Genomic DNA, 25561 nt, shown 5'->3' with positions numbered 1-25561 from the left:
GTTCTCACCGGCTAATGCTAATTTTAACGCAAAAAATGAGGTTAACCAGATTTAGCTGGTTAACCTCATAATACGAAACTATTTTACAGACTCAAAAATGCAGCCTAATATAATTAGGCTGCATACAATCAATTATTATTTCAACAATTGTTGGAAACTCGTTGCTCTTTGTTTCATGTCATCAACAGAAGTTTTTATCCCTATTGATAATTTATCGAATTCTCTTGTAATAGAATCCATCTCATTTAAAGCATAAAAACTTCCTTTTCTAATAAAGGTATTATAAGTTGATATTTCAGCGGCATTAGTATCAACAAAAGTAAATTTTGCATCTAATTGGCTTTTATATTTCTTAATAGATTCAATATAGTTTTTATGTGGAATAGAGTATTGTTCTGGTACTTTTAAAGATTCTAGATAAATAATATTGGTGTTTATATCTAAACTTAATTCTTTTAGCTCTTTTGTCGCTGTACCGACTGTACCTATTGTGTCCATTAAAATTATTGGTGTATTGGACTTACTTAATAAATCTCCAGTGATTATTACATGTTTATTCAAAACATTTTTTACCGAACTGTCCATCTGATCTAAGTATTTTTTGTTGTCCGTTAAAGTTTTAAGTTGAGCATTAGAATAATCAGCTAGTGCAGGGACATTTTTAGTAATATTAGTAAGTAATGGAATACCTTCATTAGTCTTAGTTAAATTATCATACTTACTCAGTTTAAACAATTCTTTCTCTTTGATTCCCGAAATATATTTTTCATATTCTGACTTATTTCCTTTCTGCAATTTCTCAATTGTTTTATTAAATCCAGCAAAATCTTTGGATTCAAATAACTGATCAGCTAAACTCGTTGTTTCTTGAACATTAACACAAGCTGACATCAAAAGAAGAAAAAGTGAAACAAGTATGATACGCTGATACATATGAAACCCCCAAATTATATTTAATTTAATAATATTAACAGGAGGTGTAATATATGGCAATATAATTTACTCGAAATCTGACGTAATTTGGTGTAAATAAAAGGTAACTTTCAATGAAAAATAATAAGGAGATGTTAAAAAATTGGTTAGTAAAGATATCTTTACTTGTTGACTACTGATAACAACATTTATAATATGTGTTTATAGATTATCTGGAGGAAACAATATATGACACATTTTAATAAGCAGCAGTTTGCAGAATTACTAAAGCAAGCTCAAGGAAAACGATCATTGAATGCCTATTCGAGAGATTGTGACGTATCAAATTCTTATATATCGAATTTGATTAATCGCAAGAAAATAATCCTCCTGCAATTGAAACGATTTTGAAATTTACTGAAGCAGCACATGGCGAGGTAACACTTTCATTGTTTCTAGAGGCAGGAGGTTACAATACTCATAATACTAATGTGATTCAAACAGAATCCAAAAATGATATTACTTCTTATTGGAGAGAAAGAGCACTGCTAGTAGAAGAAAAAAATAAAGATCTATAAAAAGAGTTATCAGTATTACGAAATAAATTACTGTTAATAGGGGAAATTCTTGTTTCTAAATAGGTTGTGATTCACTTCTCCATAGATTCCAATCATAAAATTCGCCAGCTCTAAAGAAGTTTTGGAAAGTATCATGATTTGGAAACCCTTCTGGATGTGCAGGTAGAACAACCATTTCATGTTGACACTTATGACACCAAGTTTTCTTAGAATCAAAAAACACAAAATGGTTTTCTTTGTTCCAACAAGCGACACACTTATAATGCAATCTATATCTCTTAGTACCATCTGAATCTTGTTTTATACCAGTTCTTACAAATTCAGGCTGATCATTGCGTTCTTTATATGTGGTTTCAATTTCTTCTTTATTATCTTCATATGCTTGTGTTAATTGCTCTCTAATTTCATTCGTATTCGTATTCGTATTCTTATCTATCTTTTCAAGTCCTTCAATTTCTATTGGCTCGACCTCATTAAAGAATGAACTGTAAGCTGACCCAATTTCCGAAAATGTTTGAGCCATCTCCATGATATCTGAATCTACACCAAACAACTCGAATACGTTTTTAATTATCACTAGTTTACTTAAATTATCTGCTTCACTGAGTTCGATAAAATTTCCATGATTGGTTTCCAATAATCATTGTCATATTGCTTTTTCACTTGGGCAAACAATTCATTTGTTGTGCTATCCATTTAGCGGTATTAAAACGTTTACGCTTATAAATGATAGGACACATTTTTTCAGCATCGTGTGTTCTGCCGTGATGACCACCACCCTTATTGAATCCCTGGTGCAAGCTTCTCAACTCCTTTCCTTTAAAACTCAATTTTCTTAGCTATCCTTATCACTATCTGACAATGTTCTGACCTCCAAAGGACTAGATTGTCCAAATCAAATTTTAAGGAGCTTCTTTTCTAGCCTTTGCATCTAGGACCCCCGTTTTTCGATACTTTCTATGGATTTGCAATCTTTTCTTCTTTCTTAGTATATTATACGAGATCACAAAAATAATAAGCAAAGTAGTGACTGCAAAATAGTACCAGTATTCAATCACCAAAGCTAAAGTAAAGGCTATTTGCCACACGCTCAATCTCCTCTTTTTCTCATAATGTATTCCATGCATTTCCCCATTTTTTCACTGACTGTTAAATGAAATCCATATTTTATTTACTTTTATTGTAAAAGTTCATTAGCTGGGTAAAATATATGGAGCTTAAAATATCATTATTTAATCCTTGTATTTCTATGATAAAATCAATTGTTTTGTTTCTTATTTCATGAATCAAATCATTCTTGTGTATACGAACGTTTGAAAATGAATCGCATGTTGCATCTTTCAAAAGGAACTTATCAGTACATATCATATTTTTTAAGGACATTATCTCATATTTCAATTCGCTTAAAACAAGGTAATCGCTATCGACTTGTATTTCTAGCCAAGTCCAAGAATATTCAAAATATTTTAATGCCACATAATCATGTGACTTCAGGGCATTATACACATCAATTAGTAGTTCAAAATGAGTAAGTATCAGTTCAGAATATATCCTCTTGGCTGATAGTGGCAAATTTGGAGATGGATAAGCAGCATGATCGTATTCCTCTAGGTCGAATGGATAATAATTCCCCTCTGGTCTAGTATTGATAATTCTCATTAACTCTTCGTTCGAGAGGTTCATAATGTCCTTTCTCTATCATGATGAAATGCCAATTTTAATTTCTCATTTAAAACAATAATCACAAAGTTTCATCTTCTCAGAAATATTTAAACCTTGTTGTTGATCTTCTACATAAAAATATTTTCCGTTATTCCTCTTATTGTTAATTACTTTTTGAGTAAAATATCTTTCATGAACAAAGCTGCACTTTTGACCAACCAATACTACTCTCTTCAAATTTAAAGCTAGCAGAACTATTTATCCACTCACTTATTCGTTTTACTTTTCGACCATGCGCCCAAGTAACATCAGGTTTATTCACTAAGTACCTGTAGGTAACAAATAAGCTATACCCGATAGATAAGAAAACCCAAACGAGTTGTAAAGTTGCGGCGATAAAATAGCACCAAAGTTCCACACCATCTTGAACGTCAATGACTAAAGTCTCCTGGTTAGAATTCAATTTCCCTCTTGCTTCCATTGAAGAAATTCCAGATACATGATCCCGTGCTTCGTATTTCCCTTTGCAAGTACCCCTCTGCAAAGACAAAAAACCGGAGCGTATTGGATACGCTCCGATGAGTCTATTTTTACCTATTCAGAGTGCGACGTTTTCCTCCTATGTTGCAGGAACCAGTCGTAAATCTCCATATTGAAGAAAACGGGTGTCAAGCCAGCATGATCGGCATCGGGATAAATCGTCAGACGCGGATTGCCTCCGCATGCTTTCAGTTTCTCAACCATTTCCTCTGCATGATGCACGGGTACAGTGGTATCTTTTGCACCATGAAACACCCATACTGGAACATCCTTTAGCATATGGACTTTTTCCGTTGGCCCTGTGGAACAAATCGGGGCGATTGCCGCGAATCTTTCCGGATCATCCGTTGCTAAATTCCACGTACCAAAACCACCCATGCTAATTCCCGTCAAATAAATCCGGCTTCTATCCACCGCGTATCGCGCAGACACATCATCAAGCAGTGCAAGTAAAGCATCACTTTCTAAACCCCAAGTCGTGTATAATGGACATTGCGGCGATACGACGATAAATGGAAAATCCTCTTGCTCCTCGACTAGCTTCGGGAGTCCGTATTGTTGTAGACGGCTCAGATCCGTGCCTCGCTCACCACGTCCATGCAGGAATAGAATGAGCGGCCATTCTCGATTGGTTTCTTCGTATCCGACTGGCAAATAAAGCAGGAAATCAAGTTTTACTTGTTTCGTTATTTCTTTGTCAAGCTTGCATTCTTGCTGTTTCATAATTGTTTTCTCCTCATGTAGGGTAGTCTACTTGCTGCTTGCTTTAGCACGGTCCTGATAGGCCTTGTTATATTCCTCGATAATCTTTATATAGTTGGCATCCGACTTCAACTGTTTCACAAAGTTATCCCAGGCTTCGATCGGTTCTTTGCCCATGATTACTTTTACCTTCAAATCAATAATTTTTTTCGTATAATCGGCTCCAAGCTTTTGATTCGTTTCTGACACAAGGCCAATCGAAGGATCCGCAATGCTTATTTTCAGGCGCTCGTCGACAATCTTTTTGTTGCGTTCTAATACATCTTTTGGCATTCCCGTTCGGTAAGCCCACAAATATTTGTCATATCGTTCGAAAATTTTACCGAAGGAGCTCTGCGCGACGCTGTCCTTTGTCGCCTGCTCAGTTGTTACTTTAAATCCGTCCTGTACTGTGTAGTGTACACCCTCAAACCCGTAGCAGGCCAGCAAAAATCCTTCCTCGGACGCTCCGTAATCCATCAGCGCAAGGATTTTCTTCACCTTGTCCTCCGGAACCTTTTTCGGAATCAGGAACAGCCCGGAATAACCCGAAGTTTGGAAAGCAACATTGCCGAACGGGCCTTTTAAACTGGTGAAAGGAAGGAAATCCGCCTTCGGGTTCGTTTTAACCAATTCAGCCGTCGAACGCCAGATGCCCTCTACTGTATCTGTATGCAAGCCTGCCTTCCCCGCTTTTGCCATATCCTCCGTTTGCGATCCTTTCATCGCAGCGAAATCTTCGGGAATCAGCTTTTCCTTGTACAGCCTATTCAACCAGATCAGCGCGTCATGTGTACCCGGTTCGAGTTCGGTGTTGATCAGCTTGCCATCCTGTACCTTCCATTTACCGTTGCTGCCATTCAGCACATTTTGCACAAAATTGTATTCATTCATCGTATAGCCAAGCGTGTTTGGTTTACCGTCCCCATCAGGGTCATTGAGCGTAAACGCTTTCAGTGCCCCGTACAATTCATCTAACGTTTCCGGCATTTTCAAATTCAGCTTGTCCAACCAATCCTTACGGATGGATGGCAGCGAGTTTCCTCCTTCAAGCGGACGCACGGAAGGGATGATGAAGTTTTTTCCGTTGATTCTCGTCTTCTCCCATACTTCCTTGGGATACTCCATCAAATGCGGGTATTCCTTCAGATAAGGCGTCAAATCCCAGAATGCCCCCTGATCGACCATCTGACGCATAAGCGGGTTGATTAAATCGCTGACTTTCATCAGATCCGGTATTTCCCCCGAGGCCAGCACCGTATTCTGCTTTTCCCCGTAATTATTTGGTGATACCCATGTAATAGACAACTTCGTGTTCGTGCGTTTCTCAAATTCCTTCAGTACCGGATTATCGGCACTTGGTGCCTCTGTCGTATTAAATTCGGTGAGAATGCTGATTTCGGCTGGCTTTTCCTTAGCTCCAGCTTTATCAGCTTTTGCCGCCGTCCCCCCGTCTATCTTGTCACCACCGCAGGCAGTAAGCAGTGCCGCAATCAGACAGACGGCAGTAGTCGCCTTTATGTTCTTGCGAAACCATGGTTCGTGTTGAAACATGTGTAAAATCCTCCCTTTTCGATGAACTCTGTATTTTATTTTGAAGTGAGCACTTGTTGTTTGAACCCACCTGTCAGCCTTTCACGGAACCAAGCATGACGCCTTTGGCAAAATGCTTTTGCAGAAACGGATATACAAGCACAATCGGAGTGATGGCAATTACGACTGCAGCCATTTTTAAAGTTTCCGTTGGAATGGTCTGCTCCGCCATCATTTCTGCTGCAGCCGATCCCCCAGCCGAAGTAGAGGAATTGATCAGCATATTGTTCAGCACCAACTGAAGCGGCCACTTTGTATTATCGTTGATGAACAATACGGCATTAAAAAACGTGTTCCAGTAAGCCACCGCGTAGAACAGGCCGAATGCGGCCAGCGACGGAAGTGAAAGTGGCAGAACAATACGGACGAATATCCCGATATCATAACAGCCGTCTATCGCTGCCGATTCTTCCAGCTCCACTGGAATGTTATCGAAAAAGCTTTTCATTAGAATGACATTCCATCCACTTGCAAGTGCCGGTAAAATCAGCGCCCAAATGCTGTCGATCAAGCCCAGATTGCGGATCAGCATATAGTGGGGAATGATCCCCGGATTAAATAAAATCGTGATAAGAATCAGCAGCATAATCACCCGTCGGCCTAGCAAACGTTTTCTCGACAGACCATATGCCAAAGCAGAAGTAACGATCAAGCTGAGTACGGTGCCTACAGTTGCAAGAAATACACTGACACCCGTCGCATTAATAAATGTTCGAGTGGACAGCAAATACTTATATGCGGATAACGTCCAATGGTGTGGGAACAAAACCAAGCCCTGCTTCAGAATATATTCCGACGGATCCGTGAACGAGACAACGAACACGTAATAAAGTGGAAACAGCGCTAACAGTCCGACGATGGAAAGCAGTGTTACATTTCCCGCATCGAACAACCGGGAACCAAGACTTTCTTTCATCGTTTTCACCCCCTAATCTAAAAGCTAATCACAGGTCCACCACTTGAGGATCAATAGACCCCTTCTTCTCCCAAACGCTTGGCTATCCGATTGGACACAATGACAAGAACCAGGCCTATGACAGACTTGAAGAGCCCTACGGCCGTGCTGTAGCTGAATTGACCACTCTGAATTCCCATCCTGTACACGTAGGTCTCGAATACGTCAGCCACTTCCGATACGGCCCCATTCATCATCAGGAATACCTGTTCAAAACCGACATCCATAACATGACCGAGACGCAAAATCAAAAGAATAAGAATGACACTGCGAATCGCTGGCAATGTAATATGCCAAACCTGCCTAAGACGATTGGCTCCGTCAATCTTAGCAGCCTCGAACTGCTGCGGGTCGACCCCGGCAATAGCGGCGAGGAAAATGATCGTCCCCCACCCTGTATCCTTCCAGATCGACTGCGCAGTCAACAGCCACCAGAACATGTCGGAGTTCGTAAGAAAATCAACTTTATCTTCTCCATACGATGCAAGGAGCAGGTTGACGATCCCTGACGTCTGAGAGAACAGCAGGAAAGTGATGCCCGCAATGATGACCCATGATAAAAAATGCGGCAAATACACTATCGACTGGAGTATCCTTTTAAACACCACATTCCGGACTTCGTTCAACAGCAAAGAGAAAATGATCGGCATCGGAAAAAAGAATAACAGACTCATGAGGCTGATCATCGTCGTATTGCGCAATAATTTGACGAAATCCGGATTAGAAAAAAGCCTGTTAAAATGCTCGAACCCCACCCACTTGCTCTGCACTACTCCCAAATAAGGGGAATAGTCCTGAAAAGCGATGACAATACCCCACATCGGAACATATTTGAAGAGGATGAAAAATACGAGTCCCGGTAACATAAGCAAATACAGAAACTTGTCCCGCCTCAGGCCGTGCCACAAAGATTTGCGTTTTCCTTTCTCCTTAAATCCGGTGGCTCCTCGCTGTGAATACATCCTAATTGTATTTACCTCCTTCACGAACTGTTCGCCTCCTCAATTAACTCATTCAAATATTCAATGATTATTACGCACACGATAATGTCTTGGGTTACCTTTAGTATAGGTAGCGAACCACCGCTCGAAAATGTGTAATACTGACCTAATTGTAATTATTTTGACTATTTCCGATTTCAGCTTAGATTTGCACAAAAGAAAACTAAAGAAGCTGACGCCGGTTGAGTACCGACGACAGCTCGCTGCCTAGAGTCTTTTTTCGATATCTACTAAATGGGGTCTTGACCAACCGTGCGGACTTTTTGTTATTACCTGTTATCCTTTTATTTTAGAGTATCCAAGAATCCTCTTGTACATCGTTTTATTCTTCAAAGTGTTAAAAATACTCATATCAGGTTCAGTATTAATCTCCAGAATCCATGGCTTCAGTTTGGAATCAATTGCAATATCAACACCGAAAGCTCGCTTCCTTCTATAACTTTTACCAAGGACATGACTTGCTTTTTTACTCAATAATTCCATATTTTTAATATATTTAATCCTAGAGTCTCCTTTAAGATGTGATTTGAGTAACTTGTCTATTGGCAAAGGAGTGCCTCCAGAATGATAATTAGTTACTATTTTTTTAGGCTTCGCTAACCTTCCAATAATACCTGTCGGGATCAATATATTATTTCTGTTCTTTTGCACCATAACTCTGATATCAAATCCTCGTTTGTTATGTTTTAGCAAATCAATCCCTTTCTGGACTACATACTTTTCTTTAGTGAGTAATATATGAAGTGAACGATATAAAGTATCAATTGAATTGAAATATCTAGTGGCAGTCCCACTTCTTAACGAATACCCTTTTTTAGTTTTTGTTATTTTATATATCCCATGACCTCCGGTACCCTCATCAGGTTTTAAATAAAGTGATTCGTGTAATCTTATCATAGTTTTTATATTGGATTTAGAGGCTATTCGAGTATCAGGCAGGAAAGTGTTTATAGCATTAAATCTTTTCATGAAATTATGTTTCCCTAATTTACCCATCTTGTACTTAACCTTTTTCACATAATCAACCTCCCTACATCTTCGCCAGATTATTTTATGTGCACAAATAATTTATGGTACAGGCTGATAAGAAAATAGGCTTATTTTCTCTTCTTACTGTATCAAATTCTTCATACAACACGGGGGAACTGATTTTGAGATTGACCATATTTACCAAAAAAACCCATCACGATTGATCGAATTGCGACCAAACATGATGGGATTTTTAATATCCATTACACTTATTATAAAAGGACACCGCAGAGCCCTACCAGTCTCTTACAGATCCATCAAATCCATTCAATTTGGGCAATACTCTTGTAGGCTTTTGCGGAATGGAAGCGGCGATCTCTTCGTTAAACTCCACTCCCAGTCCAGGACCAACGGGCGGGTAGGCATAGCCGTCCACTATTTTTGGCCATGGTGTTACTACGTCCGTCGGCTTTGCGGAATCAACCCAGAATCCTTCCATAAGTGTAATGTTAGGAATTGCCAAAGAAATGTGTACACTTGCGGAGGTCCCGAGTGGTCCCCAATTATTGTGCGGGACAACATTAATATTATATACTTCAGCAAATGCGGCAATTTTTTTTATTTCCGTAATGCCGCCGCACCAGCATACATCGGGTCGCAAATAATCGACATGACCGTCAACTACAAATTCACGGAAATCATACTTGTTATGTCCGCGTTCTCCGGTTGCCAACGGGATGTTCGTATGCTGCCTGTACCTCACCAACGCTTGGGGATTTTCGTGACGAATGGGATCTTCAATGTAAAGGGGCTTAAACTTCGCAACACCTTCTGCAAGCATTACAGCAAAATCAGGGTCATAGCGCCCGTGGCATTCAAGAATGAGGTCAACATCGTCGCCAACCGCAGCACGAATGGCCTCCGTATATTCAATTTGCTGTCTAACCGCCCGCTTGTGATCATGCAAGTCAATATCGTCGGTATCGTGAAAGCCGCGATAGCGAATAGCAGTTACTCCTTTTGCTGCAAGCCTCTTGGCATTTGCGGCTATTTCTTCCGCAGAATTACCTACGATATGTCCGTATAATCTCACCTTTTCCCGCGCTAACCCTCCAAGTAATTGATACACGGGCACGTTTAGCGCTTTACCCTTAATATCCCACAAAGCCATATCTATAGCAGAAATTGCAGATCCCGTCACTGGACCACCTCTCGCAAATAGACGACGGAAGCAAGCCTGCCATAAATATTCGATTCGATGCGGATCTTCCCCGAGGATATACGGTTTTAATTCCTCCACCATGCCGATAACTGCTAGAGGAGTAAAATTCGAACCTTCACCGTAGCCGGTAATCCCTTCATCCGTCTCAATTTTGACAAATACACCATTCGCCCGGATACATGTAACATTTGTAATTTTCATGCCATTCTACCTCCTGCTTTTGGATTACTGATTTTCTTCCCTATCCCTTGATGGAGCCCAGCATAACACCTTTGGCAAAATATTTTTGCAAAAACGGATACACGATAAGAATTGGAAGCATAGCTACTACAACGGCAGCCATCCGAATCGTTTCCTGCGGAATCATTTTATCCTCTGCGGAGCCCGCTGCGGCAATCCCCGACGATTCTGAATCGATGACGAGGGTTTTGACCAGTACCTGTAGCGTCCACTTTTTCGCATCCGTCAAATAAATCAATGCATTAAAATATGTATTCCAGTGTGACACCGCAAAAAATAGCGTAAACGTGGCAATCGCCGGCATGGAAAGGGGGAGCACAATACGTAAAAACACCATCAAATCATTGCATCCATCGATTCTTGCCGCATCCTCCAGTTCTTCGGGAAGGGCATCCATAAAGCTTTTCACCACAATCAACGTCCATGCATTCGTCAAACTGCTTAAGATCAACGCCCAATACGAATTAAGCAGCCCTAACTCTTTCACTAACAAATAGTTAGGGACAATTCCAGCATTGAACAACAAGGTGAATATAACGCATCCGAGCATGAAATTCCTTCCAATCACATGCTTTTTGGTCAACGCATAGGCAAGAGTGAACGTAAAAACCAGGTTGAGCGCCGTACCGACGACAGTGACGAACATCGTGCTTTTCAGCGAATTCATAAAACTGTTAGTTGACAAAATGTACTTGTATGAAGCCAGTGAAAAGTCCTGCGGAAACAAATAAAATTTGAATGGAATATAGGTAGCTGGATCCGTCAGGGATACACTGAACACATAGATAAAAGGAAATATACTGGTGAGGGATATGATCAAAAGAAGTGTGTAGTTTACATAATCAAATAACGTTAAATTTTTCTTATGCACAAAACTCATGGATTCTCCCCACCTTTCTTAATAAATACCTTCATAACCTAATTTCTTGACAATATAATTAGCTGATACCACGAAAACCAATCCTACTAGCCCTTTAAATAATCCGATAGAAACACCGATGCTGAACTTGCCTCGCAAAATCCCCTGTGTATACGCGTAGGTGTCAAAAACCTCGCCTACTTCCCTTACAAGCGGATTCATCATTAACAAAATTTGTTCAAAACCGACATCGGCCATATGACCCAGTCGCAAAATCAGCAGCACTACAATGGTGGGGCGGATCGCCGGCAGTGTAATATGCCAAATCTGGCGAAAGCGTGTAGCACCGTCAACCACCGCTGCTTCATAGCGTTGTGGATCGACGCCTGCAATAGCCGCAAGGAAAATAATCGTTCCCCAGCCTGCTTCCTTCCAAATGGTTTGTCCTGTGATCAAACCCCAAAAAAATTGAGATTGAGTTAAGAACGGAATGGGTGCTATCCCAAACGAAGTGAACAGTTTATTGACAATTCCGATATCTGTCGACAAGATGAAAAATGTCATGCTGGCTATAATAACCCAAGATAAAAAATGCGGCATATATACAATCGATTGATTGATCTTTTTAAAAAACTCATGCCTGACTTCATTTACCATCAAAGCCAGGAAAATAGGAATCGGAAAATAAAAAATGAGACCGAACAAATTAATGAGTAAAGTATTGCGAAGCATACGATAAAAATTGGCATCATTCAGTAAATCCGTAAAATGCTTTAAACCGACCCATTGGCTACCCATCAGGCCTTTAAACGGGTTGTATTCTTGAAAAGCAAGCAGCAGTCCCCACATCGGTACGAATTTGAATAAAAAAAGAAAAAGAAAACCGGGCATCGCCAACAAATAAATATATCTCCCTTTAATAATTTGCCTCCATAGCCTGCTCGAAGAATATCGGCTTAGGATTCCGGACACTGATGCAACGGAAGGAACTTCAGTCGAATGCTTCATGAGATATTAGAACTCCTTTCTGGTAGTTGGGGGATAGAGAATACAAGTTGCCATTCAGCGATATTTGATTCGAAACTGGCCTGGTGTCAGATGGATGTACCGATGAAAAACACGACTAAGATTTCGCTCCGTATATCCAATACTTGCCGCAATTTCTTGAAGAGTGCAATCGGATTCCAGAAGCATCCTTTGTGCCTCCTCCATCTTGCAGTTCGTTACGTATTCTACAAACGAAATTCCCATTATTTTCTTAAATAACCGGCTGACATATGGCGGAGTCATAGAAAGCATCTCCGAGCATTGTGTTAACGAAATGTCGCACTGGACGTTTTCTCTAATATATTGGCATACACGCATAATATCGGACTTGCCCTTAGCTAGTTGATTCAGATCATTTTGAGCGGTTATTCTTTGGATCAGGGGGAAGCACACATCCGTAAACCAATCACATATTTCTGTGGATGTCTTTCTCTCCATCAATTGATCAAACAAGTTGTTCTCCAATACAGTAAAGATACTGCCACCCTGACTTTCCACAGACTGAATAAGGGAAGCCAAAAGAAGATGATAAGATTGATAAGTAATCATATGAGATTGGGAAAGACGGGCAGTTTGAGAAAATGATTTTAACGCCTGCTTTGCCGCTATAGCATCCTTAGACAGTAGTGCTGAAACCATCGATTCTACATGTTGATGCGGATAGAGTGATACCATCTTTCTTTGCGGATTTTCCAAATCCTCAATGTAAAGCACAGGATTGGAATCATCAATCAAACGGTACTCAAGAGCTAATAAGGCCTCTTGATAAGACACCGGTACATCAAAAATATGGGTGCAAACGGTACCCATTCCAATAGAAACTTTGAACTTCAGGAATCGATTCAATGCATTGCATACGGCAATTGCATATTTGTGGGACTCCTTAGCCAGCAGCGACATGTCCGTACAACTAACAACAGCAATACCGTTTCCCTTATTTAGGTTAAAGGTATAGCCGTTCAAGGATTTATACTCTTCCAGCAGTTCTTCCATCACGTTGGTTATGGCAAACCCAATTATTGCTTTGTCCTCTGGCAGGAACCGCTTTTCTTTATGAACATTTTCCAACTCAACAACCAATACGATGTAGTTTCCGGAGACAGAGATGCCCAAATCAGAGCACTCCTTCTGCAACAAGCTTTGATCCGCGTAACTTTTTTCCAAAAGCTTATGAAAAAAACGTTCGCGCAAATTCGGTTCCATTTTCCTTAAATAAGTAGATAACGATTTCGTTTCTCGGTTTAAATAGTTAAGACATTCTTTGATGTAAGTAATTTCATTTGGATTATGATTTGGTTCCGTCCCAAGACTTAAATCTCGTCCCTGTTTCAATAATTGTTGAATCGGACTATATACCCGCATAGAGTTGAAAAATGTTAATAACACCGCGACAAGGATTAAGATCAAAACGGCACAAATCGTCATCCAGCGGATCCAACCCAATTGTTTGGCAAATGCCTCCTTCGGGATCAAGGAAATATAAATACGTCCCGAGGTAGTTTTTTGATAAGAGTAGAGTGTCTCACTCCCATTCGGGCCTGTGGCAAGGAACATGTCCGATGGCTTTTGATCTTCCACAACTCGTTTTATATTTTGATCGTGGTGCTCGTCTGTATCCAGACTACTTTTTCCCTGAGAATGGAATAAAGTCAGGCCTTTGGCATCCGTCACAAGTAACGATTTATCAGTAAATGAAAAAAAACTGTCGTTCATGTAACTTTTCAGCTTATCGACACGAATGTGAATGATCAATCTATCCATACCTTTAGCAGCGCTCATCAACGGCAGTCTTCGAACAAAAGTAATGTATCCGCTTTTTTCAGATTGCGGCAGATACAGCCATTGAGCTTCCGGGGAATCCATGCTTAATACGGACTCGATATCTTCAATGTAGGGATAATTCGTAATAGGTATTTGCCCGTAATATACCGAATTCAGCATTTTATTGCCTTCTTGATATAGCAGAATTTCCCCGATGAAGTCATTTGTGTTTTTTTTTCGGTCCAATGCAGCGAGCATCTGTTTGTTGATGAGATAATCATTTCCATTACGATAGCCAGAAAGGAAATCTACAATTGAAGGGTCCAAGGCTAATTGGAACGATTCCAGCTCGATCGCGGCCAATAAGGAATCGATTCGATCCGACACAAATTTCAGCGAAACACGGCTTTCCTCTTCGGTCTTTTGGTAAGCTTCCTTGACCGCAATTTGATAGTAACCCATTCCCGCCAAGATGATCGGAATACATGCCGAAATCATCCCCAACCAGATGAGGCGGTAGAAAAAATGACCTCGCATATCAGACCAAGCAGAAATGATCCCAGACCATCTCCTACGCAACCATATTGCCATTAGGAACCCTCCAAACTACGTTGAAACCTAGCAAGTCAGCTATACCTTCGGCAAATGCACATTACAGGGAACTAAGGGTATACTCGGCTTTATCCAGCCAATCGGGATGAATGGTTACACCCCATCCAGGTTCATCAGGAATGCTCACTTCTCCATCTCTGATTGCAAAAGGATCTGAAGTATACAGACCATTCAACCACTTTGTTTCCTCAATGCTGTATTCCATAAAAGGCCCTCCGTTAGGGAGTGCACCCAGTAAATGCATCGTAAACAAGGTCACCATGGAATGGTTGGCCGCATGTGGTGTGCAGGGCAACCCTGCTTCTTCAGCCATCCTAGCCACACTCAGCGCCCTACTGATTCCGCCCAAATAACAGATATCCGGCTGTACGATATCGACTGCTTTCATCTGGATCATCCTTCTGAATTGCGCCAAATCGCAATCCTGTTCGCCGCCAGATACCGGAACCGTTAACGCTGCAGCCACCTCTGCTGTCCATTCCAATTCGGGATAGGGGCATGGTTCTTCAAAGTGGCCTACATTGTACTGCTCCAGCATGCGGCCGACTTCAATCGCCCTTTTGGGTGTGTAACCACTGTTTGCGTCCACCAGCAGAATCGTATCATCTCCAATTGCTTTACGAACAGTAGGTACAATTGCTTCTGTACGACCTGGCCAGCGATCGACATCGTTGCCGAAATTGTCGGCAATCCGAATTTTAAATGCCCGTATTCCATATTTATCCTGTAATCGGACCAATCGCTCGGCTTCTTCCTCGGGTTTAATGTTACGGCTCATGCTGGAACCGTAAACTGATAATCGGCGTGGCTTTCCACCCAGAAGCTCACACACGCTCTTGCCTTCCCGTTTACCGCGGAGATCCCAGAGAGCTGTGTCCACGCCTCCGACAGCGCGGCATATATACGAACCTGGGAATTTATGTTCGCCGATCACGATCCGTTCAGCCAAGCTTGCAATATCGTCTGAATCGGCTCCTAATACATATGGAGCGATTTGCCGGTGCAGCACTTTGGCGGAGAGATCTGAATGATAAGATGCTACTTGACCATATCCCTCCAACCCATCTTCGGTTCGTACACGAACGATACCGACCGATTGCGAGGTAAATGTTTCAATACTTATTATTTCACTCATATTTTCCGTCCTCCTCGGCATGATCTACTAGTTTCATTTATACACTGGAAGCATAAAGCTAACTGTATGCGCTTTCAAGCTGGTTTCTGGCAGTTAGCCTTATGCTGATTACACGTTTATTTTCCTTTATTTGCTGCAAATTCTTTCTCTGATTTAGTAAATTCCTGGAAAGCCTTCTTCATCTCGGGCAAATTTCTTAATTGTTCTTGATAAGCCCTGAAATCGTTTATTGAGATTTTACCGATGATAGCCTGAACCGTCTTAGTATCAAATTCATCCTGATATTTCGGCCAGATATCATTGAACGTATCAGATATGAGGTAGCTGAATGGGTCCAACTTCCCCTTTTCCGTCCAGTCTTTTACCAGGCTTTCCGTTTCTTTATTGAATTCTGGCGGTGCGTTTACGTTTCTGATTTTAAAGCCGGGGTCATAAGTCAAGACCCAAGGATCATAGCTGGAAATGACCATTTCTTTACTTCCAAGCTCGGTCATCTTGGGATAGCCGTTCACCATAGTGTAATGGATACCTTCAACACCGTATTCACCGAATTTCAGGAATTCAGCCGTAGCCGTAGACTCATAAAAGTCAAGAATACGCTTTAGCTTTTCCTCTGGAACCTTTTTAGAAATGAACATCCCTGGTGCAAAATTTGACCGTAAATTAATCGCATAGCCTTTAGGACCCTTTAGTACTGCGGATCTAACAAGAGCATTCGGATCGATTTTTCTATTCGATTCCGTGTACTGCCAGTCAGCTCTGACAACGTATCCCAAGGACGCGGCTTTACCAGAGCCAATCAGATCCAGAGACTGCGGCTCTTTCATAGTGGAGAATTCCTTGGGCAGCAGCCCGTCAGCATACAATCCCCGGAACCATTCCACCATATCGGCATACTGCGGCGTTAGTAATCCGCGGATAAGCCCTCCATCTTTATCGTATGTTGGGTCGTAGACACCAAAGCCAGGCATAAATACGTCTCTTGCCCCACCTAATACCCCGTGAGTGGTTAATCCAATGGGATTTTGTCCAGTCGGATTGGCTTTGACAATCGCTTGTAAAGCAGCCTTATACTCATCCAGCGTCGTCGGCATCGGGATTTTCAAATTGTCCAACCAATCCTTACGCATCAACAGACTGGAATGGACCTGTGATCTCATGCGGGGCAGAGTGTAGATTTTTCCATTTACTCTGTTATAATCGAATACCCCGGTCTCTTTGTTTTTTTTCAAATTTGGATATTTGCTAAAATCGCCCAAAAAAGGTGTTAGATCCCAAAACATTCCATTCTCAATTGCTTTGTAAAAAGTAGGTACGTTGTAGCCTACCCCCAAAACAACTTCTGGAATATCTCCCGTTGCCAACATGAGCTCTAATTTCTGCTGATAATTAGCACTCGGTATCCACTGAATATCCAAATCCACATTGGTTTTTTTCTTAAATTCCTTCCAAAAACTGTTGTTCATATCCGGAAGCTCGTTATACAGCCCCCATGCCATACTGATTTTTAATGGCTCGTCTTTCTTATCTTTCTGATTCGTGTTTCCAATCGCTGCCGGCGCAGACCCTTCTTGGGAACATGCTGCAAGCAAAGAGATGGATAACCCTAAAGGCAATAATGCAGACACTATTTTATTCCGTTTCACACTCATTTTTCCCCCCTTTAATTTGCGGCAGGAGTAGATTAAACCGCTTTCATAAAAATAAAGCATATCCGTTTAGATAGAAACAGACAGTTTTTGATGTGTGTAACTGTAGTTAAATAATGTCTTGCTATACAAGATTACTTGAAGATCATGTTGAGGTACCAAGTACAATTTGAAACAATATTAAGAAAAAGCTACTACAAAAATTGTCCTTAAGAATTTTTAATTGGGATGCCGTTAGCGACGAATTGTCATGTTCAAAATTTTGAACCTGATTCACTATACAGTTTATATTAACACATTTTGGGAATAAGATCCCATATATGATGTTTATTTCCTTATTTCAATGAATGTGCTCGCTTGAAAAAGAGATATTGATGGAGAAGTCTAGACAGTTACGAAAAATAGTTTCCGTCCACAGCAACAACAGATGAATTAGCGAATAAACTGGACTATTGCCAAAATGAATTGCAACTCGTATGTATGATGTGGCATATTGACGCTATTGAAGGAGTGAAAATAAAGTAAAGCATAAAAAAGGCGAATTCTTATTCAAATTGAATAGAAATTCGCCTTTATGACCCTTTCCTTAACAGAATTCCTCTAAAGTTGTATATAAATATTTTTCAGGACAATTTCTAATTGTTAATGATAAACCAATAGAGTCTGATGCCATTATAGTTTTAACGGGAGGTGGCCAAGAACGTTCTCTTGTGGCTATATCTTTGTTTAAAGAAGGCTTTGCACTACTACTATCAAAACAATGCTCGGTTTAGGAAGCTCTACTTCAAATCATTCAGTAGCTTCTCAAACTTATTGGGACTTAATATTTCGTGTGTGACAAATCTCCCATTATAAAACAAACTAAAGGTTGTCCAAGCAGTTGGAGCCTTTTGAGCTTCTTCTCTAGATTGGATACGGTGAGTGTGGAATGCGAATCCTCGATTACTCGCAACCTCCCTTAGTTCCTCCAATACTCCGACTGCAAAAGGACATTGAGCTGTGTAGTAGATATGGATATCCTCTGCATCAGATACATATGAGATGTTAAATGCTGGTGTAGGGGCTGAATTGCTCCATTTCAGAGCCATTAGCTCAAAGTAAGGCTCAGATCTATCTACTACTTCAAAACCCATGTATTCGAAGTAGTTCTTGTCGCTTAGGTAGGGAAGCTTTTTCTTACCAACAATATGTACTATGCCATCCATCCCAAGCGCCATTGCGTCTTTCTTACATTTTTCCAACAATTGTTTTCCGTGTCCTTGGTTCTTATATCTCCCAGAAACCCATAGACAATTGACAAACATGTAGTTAGGAGCCACGATTGGTACCCACGCTTTTTCTGCAGGAAGATACTCAATAAATACTTTTGCGCGCTCATTCAGACGATAGAATGTTAACCCATCATCCATCCGTGCGCTAAGCCACTGCTTTTTTTCGAGTACGGCCTGTTCATACTGCTTGGCCCCGAGTGCACAGCAAATGTGCTCTCGATCAATATTTTGTTTCGTGATTTCTATGTAGTTCATCGTGTACCCCTTCCTTATTCAATTAAACGCTTGCCTCATTTCTGCCGAAAGGAATCAGGTATAGTAAAAGACACCGTTGTTCCCTCACCAGACTTGCTCTGAATTTGCAAACCTTGTCCATACAATTGTGTTAATCGGCTATGCGTATTAAACAACCCAATACCCCGATATTCTTTACCGGCTGGACGTAACAACTTGCTAATCTGTTCGTCATCCATTCCAATCCCCGTATCTATGACAGAAAAACGGACAGCCTCTGCTTGCCTCTCAATCCGAATCCGTACCGTCCCACCCTTAGACAGCTTTAAAATGCCATGTCGAACCGCATTCTCTACCAGCGGCTGAATTGTAAGCGGAGGAATCAGTACATCCATATCTACGTTCACTTCCCATGCCACCTGTAGACGTTCCTCGAAACGCTGCTGCTCGATATATACATAGTTCTCCACCAGTTGAAGCTCCCGAGCCAGCGGTACCAGCTTGCCTGCGGTCAAAAAGTCAAAACTGATACGCAGGTACGATGTGAATGCCTCTCCAAGTTCTCGCATCTTTTCTGTATCTATTTCACTTAGAGCCATTATCGAGTTCAATGTATTAAAGAGAAAATGCGGGTGGATTTGCGCCTGCAAATAGGCAGCCTCTATACGCAGCCGTTCATTGACGGCTTGCTTCAAAGACGAGAGCGACCAGGCGCGATACTTCAATTCCACTGCATCCGCAGGTTTGGTGACATAATCGTTCGCTCCGGCAAGGAAGCCTGCATAAATATCCTCCGATTCTCCACGAGCTGTTAGCAGTATAATAGGCAGTTCATATTGACGGGATCATCATCGACTGCCAGCACTCGGAATCGATCAGAGCCACCCTGTGGTATGGAGATAGGATGAACTTCTTTTATTTCATAACTGGCTGCCACCATAGCAGCGGCTTCGGCTGTTATCTGTGCCCTGACCAATGTCAGCGAGTCCATCTCCTGCTCTGTACGATCAGGTATAAATGACTGCCGCCTATCATCCAGCATAGGTAATTGAAAGCTGAACACGCTGCCTTTACCCGGTTGCGATTCCACAATGAGCTCACTACCGTGCAGTTCGACCAGATCCTTGCAAATACTAAGTCCCAGTCCAATGCCGCCTCCGCCAAAAGCCCCTTGCTCATAGGGCATAAATGCACGCTTTTGCATGGCCTCATCCATACCTGCTCCCGTATCCCTTACATGTATCCATAGTTGCCCGTTGTCTTGCACGGCAGCCAGTTCAACACTGCCTTCCTGTGTATGCTTAATTGCATTATGCACTAAATTGATCAGAATCTGCACCAAACGTTCTTCATCTGCATATACGAAAGGCAATTCCTCCTTGATGTTCAGGCGAAGCTGCACCTTTGTGCCATCGGTCAAAAACCGCAGCATATCAAATACACCAGCTGCCAAGGACTGCACTTGCACAGCCGACCTGCGCAGCGTAATCCTCTTATCCTGCAATCTCACGACATCAAGTAGGTCATTAAGCGTATGCGACATCCGGTTGCTAATCATAATGAGCAGTTCCATATCGCGTTGACTTTGTTCATCCAGCATATCCTTTTTTCGGGTCAGTACACTTTGAGAAATGTTCATAATGCCGTGTAGTGGCGTACGCAGTTCATGTGACGTATTGGCTAGAAAACGATCCTTCAAGCGGTTAGCCTCAGCTAATTGAGTATTGAGCAATAAAACTTCATCTGAATTATGAAAATATCTTTTAAACCAATAAGCAGAGAAGCTTGTAATCGCAGCAATCAAATCTATGGGATAAAACATGAACTGCGCCGCTCCTGCATAATACACAGTCCCCCACAAAATATTATTGATGATACTTATCACCGAAAATAACAGGTACAAGGCACCGACTTCTTTATTCAACACCATTCGTATAAAATAGTACGCCGTCCAGAATAGTGGAATGTAATACAGCATCATGTAGTACTCTTTCTCGAGTGAGTAAAGTACCATTTCTGCCGGACCGATTACAATAAAAAGATTATAAGCAATAAGCACAAGCACATAACTATAATAGGCCACACCCTTACGTTGATTGCCAATAAAACTTCTTCCCATCAGCAAGACGAAAAAGGCGAACCACATGAAAGCAAAGGCTTTCAACTTCACCCTCCATGCAAAGTCTGCTTCAACCCACTGGAATAGAAGCCCATTGTGATACACGGCAACCGTCATGGCTGATGCCACCATCATCAGGAAAAACACAAGAAACTCTGTTTTACGGACATTCATCAGATAGATTATCAGTGCATATAACGCATGAAGTAGAAAAATCACGCATACGGTAAGCTGCAAACCCGTGGAAACCAAGTATTTTTGGTTGACCTCTTTTTGCGTCCCAAATTGTACAGATTTAATGATGCCACCTTTTAGAGGTGACTCATGATTAGCAGCCCGTACGAACAGATTCAGCTCCATTTGATTCGTCTGCGCAAAGGGTACCAAAAAGGATTTGGTTTCGGAAACATGTTCCTCCCTCCCTTCGGCAAGTACACCGAAATGGGCAAGTACCTCCCCGTTAATCTCTACTTCAGAGGCTGTATAAATCGATTGAAACCAAATACCAAGCGGCTCGGTCAATGGACGATCAAGCAATATACGCACATAATAGGTTCCGTATCCATTTGCCTCTTTGTTTGCAGGATCAAATACAGCATTCCAGTTGCCTGGCACCTGCAACATCTGTCCTTGCGAAGCGCCTGCAATATTGGATGCACCTACCCATTGTCCAGGATAAAACAGCCACTCCCCATCCATCGGGAAGATACGTAATTGATCAAGTTCTAGGCCTCGCAAATCCAACACGCCTTGCTTCACAGATGGAGGATTGGGTAACGACAGCTGATTATGCCAATTCCAACGCACTACAACCAGCAAGAGGATGAACACTAATAAATAAATAACATGGCTTAGCTTGATTTCGTTCTTCGAAGTTGTCATGAACGCCTCATTCTTCGATAATTTTCAATAAAAGCTTTATTAGGGATTAATCGATGGTAGTGGATGGATTATTTAAAAAGTATTTGGGGTATTTTTTTGATGTAGATATTTCGAGTCTAGCATATCCTTGGTAAAAGGAAAACCCATAATAGGACAGTTACAGGTTGTAACCACCATAATAGATAATAAATCTGTGATTGATTAAATCACCTAATCGTTGGGTAATACTTTAAAATCCCATATCAGATTAGGAGCATACAATTTGGAAACTATTTATCGATGGATTACCGTGATCAAAGAAACCTATTTATTAATTGGTGCAGGTCTCGTTGCTTTATTTGTTTTAAAATCCCTCGCTGGCTCCATAATGAATAAGTTTGTCAAGAAAAAATTAATCAAGCATAAAAATGAGTGATCTACATCGATGTTTGGAAATGTCTTATGCATCTTTTTCACAGCTCAATCTCTGCTCAATTTACTCCTCATCGCATCTAATTGGGCCAACATTCTTTTGCGTAAATGTTCGGGACTAACGTCTTCAAGAAGGATACCAAAAGACAACAGATAACTGTCCAGCCAGTTACCCTCTGGAAAATAAACCGTGATACTATAAGTACCATCTTCATTACGGGTAATCGTCTGCTCTGCAAATTCATCGAAGATGCGGTAAGCACCTTGTGCAGAAATCCGCAAAGTCACCTCGATAGAGTTACGCATGATGTTGTCTTCTGCATCTGTAAACGGTACTACCGGTCTTGGATCGCAAACGATCTCGGTAACAACGATCTCCTTCATGCGACTGATCTTAAATACACGGGAGCTCTCACTATTACGGCAGTACCCCTCCAAATACCACGATTTACTCTTAAACAGCAGCCTGACGGGTTCAACACTCCGCTTACTCTGCTCACCCGCTGTGTTATAGTAATGAAACTTGATCAGATGATGGGCGATTATCGCTTGACGCAAGAGTGGGAACATCTGTCTCTGGCTGTCCTGACTTCCCCATGGGGAGAAATCCACCTCAATCCAGTTATTCATGTCCTTCTTAAATAATGTGCTAAGCTTCTCCAGCACGTCGTTTGTTTCAGGTATTTTTACAGCACTTAAGCTCTGAAGAGCCATTAAAATATCATTTTGCTCATGCTCAGACAACAAAGACGTATTTAAGACGTACCTGTCCATTAAAGAAATTCCGCCGCCTTTTCCTCTGCTGCTGTAGATTGGAATTCCGGCCGCGCTTAAGGTATCAATATCTCTAAAAATGGTTCTGGCGGAGACTTCGAAATGTTCGGCCAACTCGGCTGCTGTCAAAGTCTTCTTATGCAGGAGTAAATAAATGATTTCAAAATGTCGACTTATCGGCATATGTACCACCTCAATTTAATAGTATACATCTTAATATGACAACGTAGGGTCATATTATAAAAACTTCCTATTCAAAATATACAGCTGCAAAATCTTTGAAAGTTTTAAAATATGACATACTGCTGTCGAATTAAGAGTCGTATACTAAGCTAGCAAGTACCAAACAAACAGGAGTGATAACAATTGGAAACAAATATGATTAAATCGTGTCAAAGCTGCGCAGCACCGCTGGATGAAACCAATGATATGCAGGGTACAAATGCGGATGGCAGTACCAATCCTGATTATTGTAAGTATTGCTTTGCAAATGGCGAATTCACGGCAGATTCCACTATGGATGAGATGATCGAATTTTGTGTGCCCCACATGGTGTCAGCAAACTCGGGAATGACTGAGAGTGAAGCCAAAGCACAAATGAAAGTGTTGTTCCCTACATTAAAACGCTGGGCCCCTGTGCAATAATAGTTGGTATGTTGGTCCAACCTGTTTGATCATGGAAGTCGTGCAATATTTCAAACCCATAACGCTCCATCCTTTGAAAAAACGGCATCTCTGCCGTTTTTTTGTTATACCAGTCTTTGATGAATTGTGCTATTAAATAAATTGTTTTCAAATTAGAATTTGATGCAGATTTTCCCAAAATGCTTGCCTTTAGCCAAGTAATGCAGAGCATCAACAGCCTGCTCGAATGGAAAAACAATGTCAATGATCGGTCGAAGCTTACTCTGATCAATTGCCCGATTCATCGTCTCAAACATGTCGCGACTACCGACATTGATCGCTTGGAGTCTTGCTTTCCTTAGAATTGCGGGGATGATATCAAATCCTTCTACACGGTATCCTGATAGAACACCAACCATACTGATTTGTCCTCCCACCCGCAGCGCTGAGATGGATTGGTTCAAGGTAGCAGAGCCGCCAAGATCGACGATATGATCCGCTCCACGACCCATCGTCAGTTCAAGAACGACCTTATCCCATTCAGGTGTTTGTCTGTAATTGATCCCAAAATCCGCACCGAGTCCCTTCGCTCGCTCCAATTTATCGTCGCTGCTTGATGTTACAATCACAGTCGCTCCGTGAAGCTTGGCAAATTGAAGCGCGAACAAGGAAACGCCGCCTGTCCCTTGCACGACAACTGTTTCACCGGCTTTTATTGTGCCTTCCTCCACCACAGCATGCCATGCCGTAACACCTGCACAAGGGAGTGCCGCTGCTTCTTCATCCGTCAAATGATCCGGTATACGAACCAAGCCTTTCGCGGGAAGCACGATATATTCCGCGAGCAGCCCACCCAACGGGCTTCCAAGCGTACTTACCCAATTGTCTTGTGTAGGTTCTCCGGATATCCAGCTTTGAGTAAAAATGCCGCAGACCCGGTCCCCTATGTTGAACCTGGTTACTTGCTCTCCCAAGGCGACAACTTCTCCAACACCGTCAGATGTCGGAATGAAAGGCAGCATTAAATTGGGGTTATAAAACCCGTCAATGACACCCAGATCTCTGGAGTTAAGTGAGACTGCCCTCATTTTGATGAGTACTTCATCAGGACCAGGAACTGGCATTGAACGTTCAGCTACCTTTAGTTGATCGAGCCCAAATCCACTTTGAATTTCGTATGCTTTCATGAAAATCTCCCCTTTATCGAATGGTATAGACATACATTAATACATGAACTAAAATAATGTAAGTAGGCACTTTAATGTGTCCTGGGAACAAAAAGGTGCACAGGGGGGCATGAAATGACATCATCAAGTTCGATTAAACCCATACAACCTGATATATCGATATCTGTTTGCGGATATAGTAAAGTACTTGAAATCATTTCCAATAAATGGACAGCGCTGGTCATCTACTCTTTGGAAGACGGTACAATTCGTTACGGTGAAATGAGGAGACGAATCGAAGGCATATCCAAAAAAATGCTGACCCAAACACTTCGGCAGCTGGAACGGGATGGGTTGGTCCAACGCGATATTACTCCGTCTATCCCTCCAATCGTCGCATATTCACTTACTCCGCTCGGCGAAACGTTGCTTCGACCTATGAGAGAGCTGAAGCAATGGACAAGAGATCATTATTCGCTAGTCGAAAATGCGAGATCGGCATACGATCAATCTTATAGTCAGGAATAAAACTATAGGGATTCGCTTTGTGCGATGATTAGGAAAGTCTCTCATAAACAAATAAAAAGCATGACTATGTCTCACA

At 41.5% G+C, this 25561-nt stretch carries 24 protein-coding genes; 4 read left to right on the top strand and 20 right to left on the bottom strand.

Going from position 1 to position 25561, the window contains the following annotated elements:
* Positions 1-135: 135 nt before the first annotated feature.
* On the bottom strand, positions 136-933 hold the full coding sequence (locus tag BK127_RS12000) for a hypothetical protein (RefSeq protein ID WP_076230274.1): 798 nt from the start codon (positions 931-933) through the stop codon (positions 136-138).
* Positions 934-1319: 386 nt separating this feature from the next.
* On the opposite strand from BK127_RS12000, the gene BK127_RS43665 reads away from it, so the two are divergent.
* The gene (locus BK127_RS43665; protein WP_179097452.1) at positions 1320-1490 is read left to right on the top strand and encodes a hypothetical protein; all 171 of its coding nucleotides are present in this window, start codon (positions 1320-1322) and stop codon (positions 1488-1490) included.
* A 55-nt stretch (positions 1491-1545) separates the two neighbouring features.
* Here the strand turns inward: BK127_RS43665 and BK127_RS11995 are convergent, their stop codons facing one another.
* The 17 genes from BK127_RS11995 to BK127_RS11915 all read right to left on the bottom strand — a co-directional run bounded on the left by BK127_RS11995 (position 1546) and on the right by BK127_RS11915 (position 21982).
* On the bottom strand, positions 1546-2127 hold the full coding sequence (locus BK127_RS11995; RefSeq protein ID WP_076230273.1) for a hypothetical protein: 582 nt from the start codon (positions 2125-2127) through the stop codon (positions 1546-1548).
* A 530-nt stretch (positions 2128-2657) separates the two neighbouring features.
* Positions 2658-3149, bottom strand: coding sequence for a hypothetical protein (locus BK127_RS11985; RefSeq protein ID WP_144026433.1), 492 nt, complete (start codon positions 3147-3149; stop codon positions 2658-2660).
* 193 nt (positions 3150-3342) lie between these two features.
* The gene (locus BK127_RS11980; protein ID WP_076230270.1) at positions 3343-3633 is read right to left on the bottom strand and encodes a hypothetical protein; all 291 of its coding nucleotides are present in this window, start codon (positions 3631-3633) and stop codon (positions 3343-3345) included.
* 113 nt (positions 3634-3746) lie between these two features.
* Positions 3747-4415, bottom strand: coding sequence for a carboxylesterase family protein (locus tag BK127_RS11975; RefSeq protein ID WP_076230269.1), 669 nt, complete (start codon positions 4413-4415; stop codon positions 3747-3749).
* Between the two features lie 27 nt (positions 4416-4442).
* Positions 4443-5987, bottom strand: a complete 1545-nt coding sequence (locus tag BK127_RS11970; protein ID WP_076230268.1) for an extracellular solute-binding protein — start codon at positions 5985-5987, stop codon at positions 4443-4445.
* 73 nt (positions 5988-6060) lie between these two features.
* Complete coding sequence (locus tag BK127_RS11965; protein ID WP_076230267.1) at positions 6061-6942, bottom strand: carbohydrate ABC transporter permease; 882 nt, start codon at positions 6940-6942, stop codon at positions 6061-6063.
* Between the two features lie 50 nt (positions 6943-6992).
* The gene (locus BK127_RS11960; RefSeq protein ID WP_076230302.1) at positions 6993-7943 is read right to left on the bottom strand and encodes an ABC transporter permease; all 951 of its coding nucleotides are present in this window, start codon (positions 7941-7943) and stop codon (positions 6993-6995) included.
* Positions 7944-8258: 315 nt separating this feature from the next.
* The gene (locus BK127_RS11955) at positions 8259-8999 is read right to left on the bottom strand and encodes a YheC/YheD family protein (RefSeq protein WP_256711269.1); all 741 of its coding nucleotides are present in this window, start codon (positions 8997-8999) and stop codon (positions 8259-8261) included.
* A gap of 247 nt (positions 9000-9246) precedes the next feature.
* Positions 9247-10374, bottom strand: a complete 1128-nt coding sequence (dgoD, locus tag BK127_RS11950; protein ID WP_076230266.1) for a galactonate dehydratase — start codon at positions 10372-10374, stop codon at positions 9247-9249.
* Positions 10375-10414: 40 nt separating this feature from the next.
* Positions 10415-11293 (bottom strand): carbohydrate ABC transporter permease, encoded by an 879-nt coding sequence (locus tag BK127_RS11945; RefSeq protein ID WP_076230265.1) that lies wholly within the window; start codon positions 11291-11293, stop codon positions 10415-10417.
* A gap of 18 nt (positions 11294-11311) precedes the next feature.
* Positions 11312-12280, bottom strand: coding sequence for an ABC transporter permease (locus BK127_RS11940; protein ID WP_076230264.1), 969 nt, complete (start codon positions 12278-12280; stop codon positions 11312-11314).
* Positions 12281-12334: 54 nt separating this feature from the next.
* Positions 12335-14671 (bottom strand): helix-turn-helix domain-containing protein, encoded by a 2337-nt coding sequence (locus tag BK127_RS11935; protein ID WP_076230263.1) that lies wholly within the window; start codon positions 14669-14671, stop codon positions 12335-12337.
* Between the two features lie 61 nt (positions 14672-14732).
* The gene (locus BK127_RS11930; RefSeq protein WP_076230262.1) at positions 14733-15827 is read right to left on the bottom strand and encodes a mandelate racemase/muconate lactonizing enzyme family protein; all 1095 of its coding nucleotides are present in this window, start codon (positions 15825-15827) and stop codon (positions 14733-14735) included.
* A 116-nt stretch (positions 15828-15943) separates the two neighbouring features.
* Positions 15944-17479, bottom strand: a complete 1536-nt coding sequence (locus BK127_RS11925) for an extracellular solute-binding protein (protein ID WP_076230261.1) — start codon at positions 17477-17479, stop codon at positions 15944-15946.
* Between the two features lie 776 nt (positions 17480-18255).
* Entirely contained in the window at positions 18256-19002 is a 747-nt protein-coding gene (locus BK127_RS11920) for a GNAT family N-acetyltransferase (protein ID WP_076230260.1), read from the bottom strand.
* Between the two features lie 35 nt (positions 19003-19037).
* A complete protein-coding gene (locus BK127_RS44735; protein ID WP_256711268.1) occupies positions 19038-19712 on the bottom strand; it encodes a sensor histidine kinase in 675 nt (224 codons plus the stop codon).
* Positions 19713-19792: 80 nt separating this feature from the next.
* Entirely contained in the window at positions 19793-21982 is a 2190-nt protein-coding gene (locus tag BK127_RS11915; protein WP_256711267.1) for a HAMP domain-containing sensor histidine kinase, read from the bottom strand.
* Between the two features lie 262 nt (positions 21983-22244).
* On the opposite strand from BK127_RS11915, the gene BK127_RS43660 reads away from it, so the two are divergent.
* Entirely contained in the window at positions 22245-22397 is a 153-nt protein-coding gene (locus BK127_RS43660; RefSeq protein WP_179097451.1) for a hypothetical protein, read from the top strand.
* 44 nt (positions 22398-22441) lie between these two features.
* Here BK127_RS43660 and BK127_RS11910 read toward each other — a convergent pair whose 3' ends face one another.
* Complete coding sequence (locus tag BK127_RS11910) at positions 22442-23350, bottom strand: helix-turn-helix transcriptional regulator (RefSeq protein WP_076230259.1); 909 nt, start codon at positions 23348-23350, stop codon at positions 22442-22444.
* A gap of 183 nt (positions 23351-23533) precedes the next feature.
* Between BK127_RS11910 and BK127_RS11905 the strand changes: the two genes are divergently transcribed.
* On the top strand, positions 23534-23812 hold the full coding sequence (locus BK127_RS11905; protein WP_076230258.1) for a zinc ribbon domain-containing protein: 279 nt from the start codon (positions 23534-23536) through the stop codon (positions 23810-23812).
* A 152-nt stretch (positions 23813-23964) separates the two neighbouring features.
* Here BK127_RS11905 and BK127_RS11900 read toward each other — a convergent pair whose 3' ends face one another.
* Positions 23965-24978 carry a zinc-dependent alcohol dehydrogenase family protein gene (locus tag BK127_RS11900; protein ID WP_076230257.1) on the bottom strand — a complete coding sequence of 338 codons (1014 nt, stop codon included), beginning with the start codon at positions 24976-24978 and terminating at the stop codon, positions 23965-23967.
* Between the two features lie 114 nt (positions 24979-25092).
* On the opposite strand from BK127_RS11900, the gene BK127_RS11895 reads away from it, so the two are divergent.
* Complete coding sequence (locus tag BK127_RS11895; protein ID WP_076230256.1) at positions 25093-25485, top strand: winged helix-turn-helix transcriptional regulator; 393 nt, start codon at positions 25093-25095, stop codon at positions 25483-25485.
* Positions 25486-25561 lie beyond the last annotated feature (76 nt).

This window comes from Paenibacillus sp. FSL H7-0331 (genome assembly GCF_001956045.1).
This window is presented reverse-complemented; position numbering and strand designations above follow the sequence as displayed.

What these genes read in the sequence shown, in the direction of transcription:
- BK127_RS11895 (WP_076230256.1), top strand. Translation starts at nt 25,093, where the DNA reads ATGACATCATCAAGTTCGATTAAACCCATACAACCTGATATATCGATA.
- BK127_RS11910 (WP_076230259.1), bottom strand. Translation starts at nt 23,350, where the DNA reads ATGCCGATAAGTCGACATTTTGAAATCATTTATTTACTCCTGCATAAG.
- BK127_RS11940 (WP_076230264.1), bottom strand. Translation starts at nt 12,280, where the DNA reads ATGAAGCATTCGACTGAAGTTCCTTCCGTTGCATCAGTGTCCGGAATC.
- BK127_RS11945 (WP_076230265.1), bottom strand. Translation starts at nt 11,293, where the DNA reads ATGAGTTTTGTGCATAAGAAAAATTTAACGTTATTTGATTATGTAAAC.
- BK127_RS11925 (WP_076230261.1), bottom strand. Translation starts at nt 17,479, where the DNA reads ATGAGTGTGAAACGGAATAAAATAGTGTCTGCATTATTGCCTTTAGGG.
- BK127_RS11985 (WP_144026433.1), bottom strand. Translation starts at nt 3,149, where the DNA reads ATGAGAATTATCAATACTAGACCAGAGGGGAATTATTATCCATTCGAC.
- BK127_RS11935 (WP_076230263.1), bottom strand. Translation starts at nt 14,671, where the DNA reads ATGGCAATATGGTTGCGTAGGAGATGGTCTGGGATCATTTCTGCTTGG.
- BK127_RS11930 (WP_076230262.1), bottom strand. Translation starts at nt 15,827, where the DNA reads ATGAGTGAAATAATAAGTATTGAAACATTTACCTCGCAATCGGTCGGT.
- BK127_RS11975 (WP_076230269.1), bottom strand. Translation starts at nt 4,415, where the DNA reads ATGAAACAGCAAGAATGCAAGCTTGACAAAGAAATAACGAAACAAGTA.
- BK127_RS11970 (WP_076230268.1), bottom strand. Translation starts at nt 5,987, where the DNA reads ATGTTTCAACACGAACCATGGTTTCGCAAGAACATAAAGGCGACTACT.
- BK127_RS11915 (WP_256711267.1), bottom strand. Translation starts at nt 21,982, where the DNA reads ATGACAACTTCGAAGAACGAAATCAAGCTAAGCCATGTTATTTATTTA.
- BK127_RS11965 (WP_076230267.1), bottom strand. Translation starts at nt 6,942, where the DNA reads ATGAAAGAAAGTCTTGGTTCCCGGTTGTTCGATGCGGGAAATGTAACA.
- BK127_RS12000 (WP_076230274.1), bottom strand. Translation starts at nt 933, where the DNA reads ATGTATCAGCGTATCATACTTGTTTCACTTTTTCTTCTTTTGATGTCA.
- BK127_RS11960 (WP_076230302.1), bottom strand. Translation starts at nt 7,943, where the DNA reads ATGTATTCACAGCGAGGAGCCACCGGATTTAAGGAGAAAGGAAAACGC.
- dgoD (WP_076230266.1), bottom strand. Translation starts at nt 10,374, where the DNA reads ATGAAAATTACAAATGTTACATGTATCCGGGCGAATGGTGTATTTGTC.
- BK127_RS11920 (WP_076230260.1), bottom strand. Translation starts at nt 19,002, where the DNA reads ATGAACTACATAGAAATCACGAAACAAAATATTGATCGAGAGCACATT.
- BK127_RS11980 (WP_076230270.1), bottom strand. Translation starts at nt 3,633, where the DNA reads ATGGAAGCAAGAGGGAAATTGAATTCTAACCAGGAGACTTTAGTCATT.
- BK127_RS11900 (WP_076230257.1), bottom strand. Translation starts at nt 24,978, where the DNA reads ATGAAAGCATACGAAATTCAAAGTGGATTTGGGCTCGATCAACTAAAG.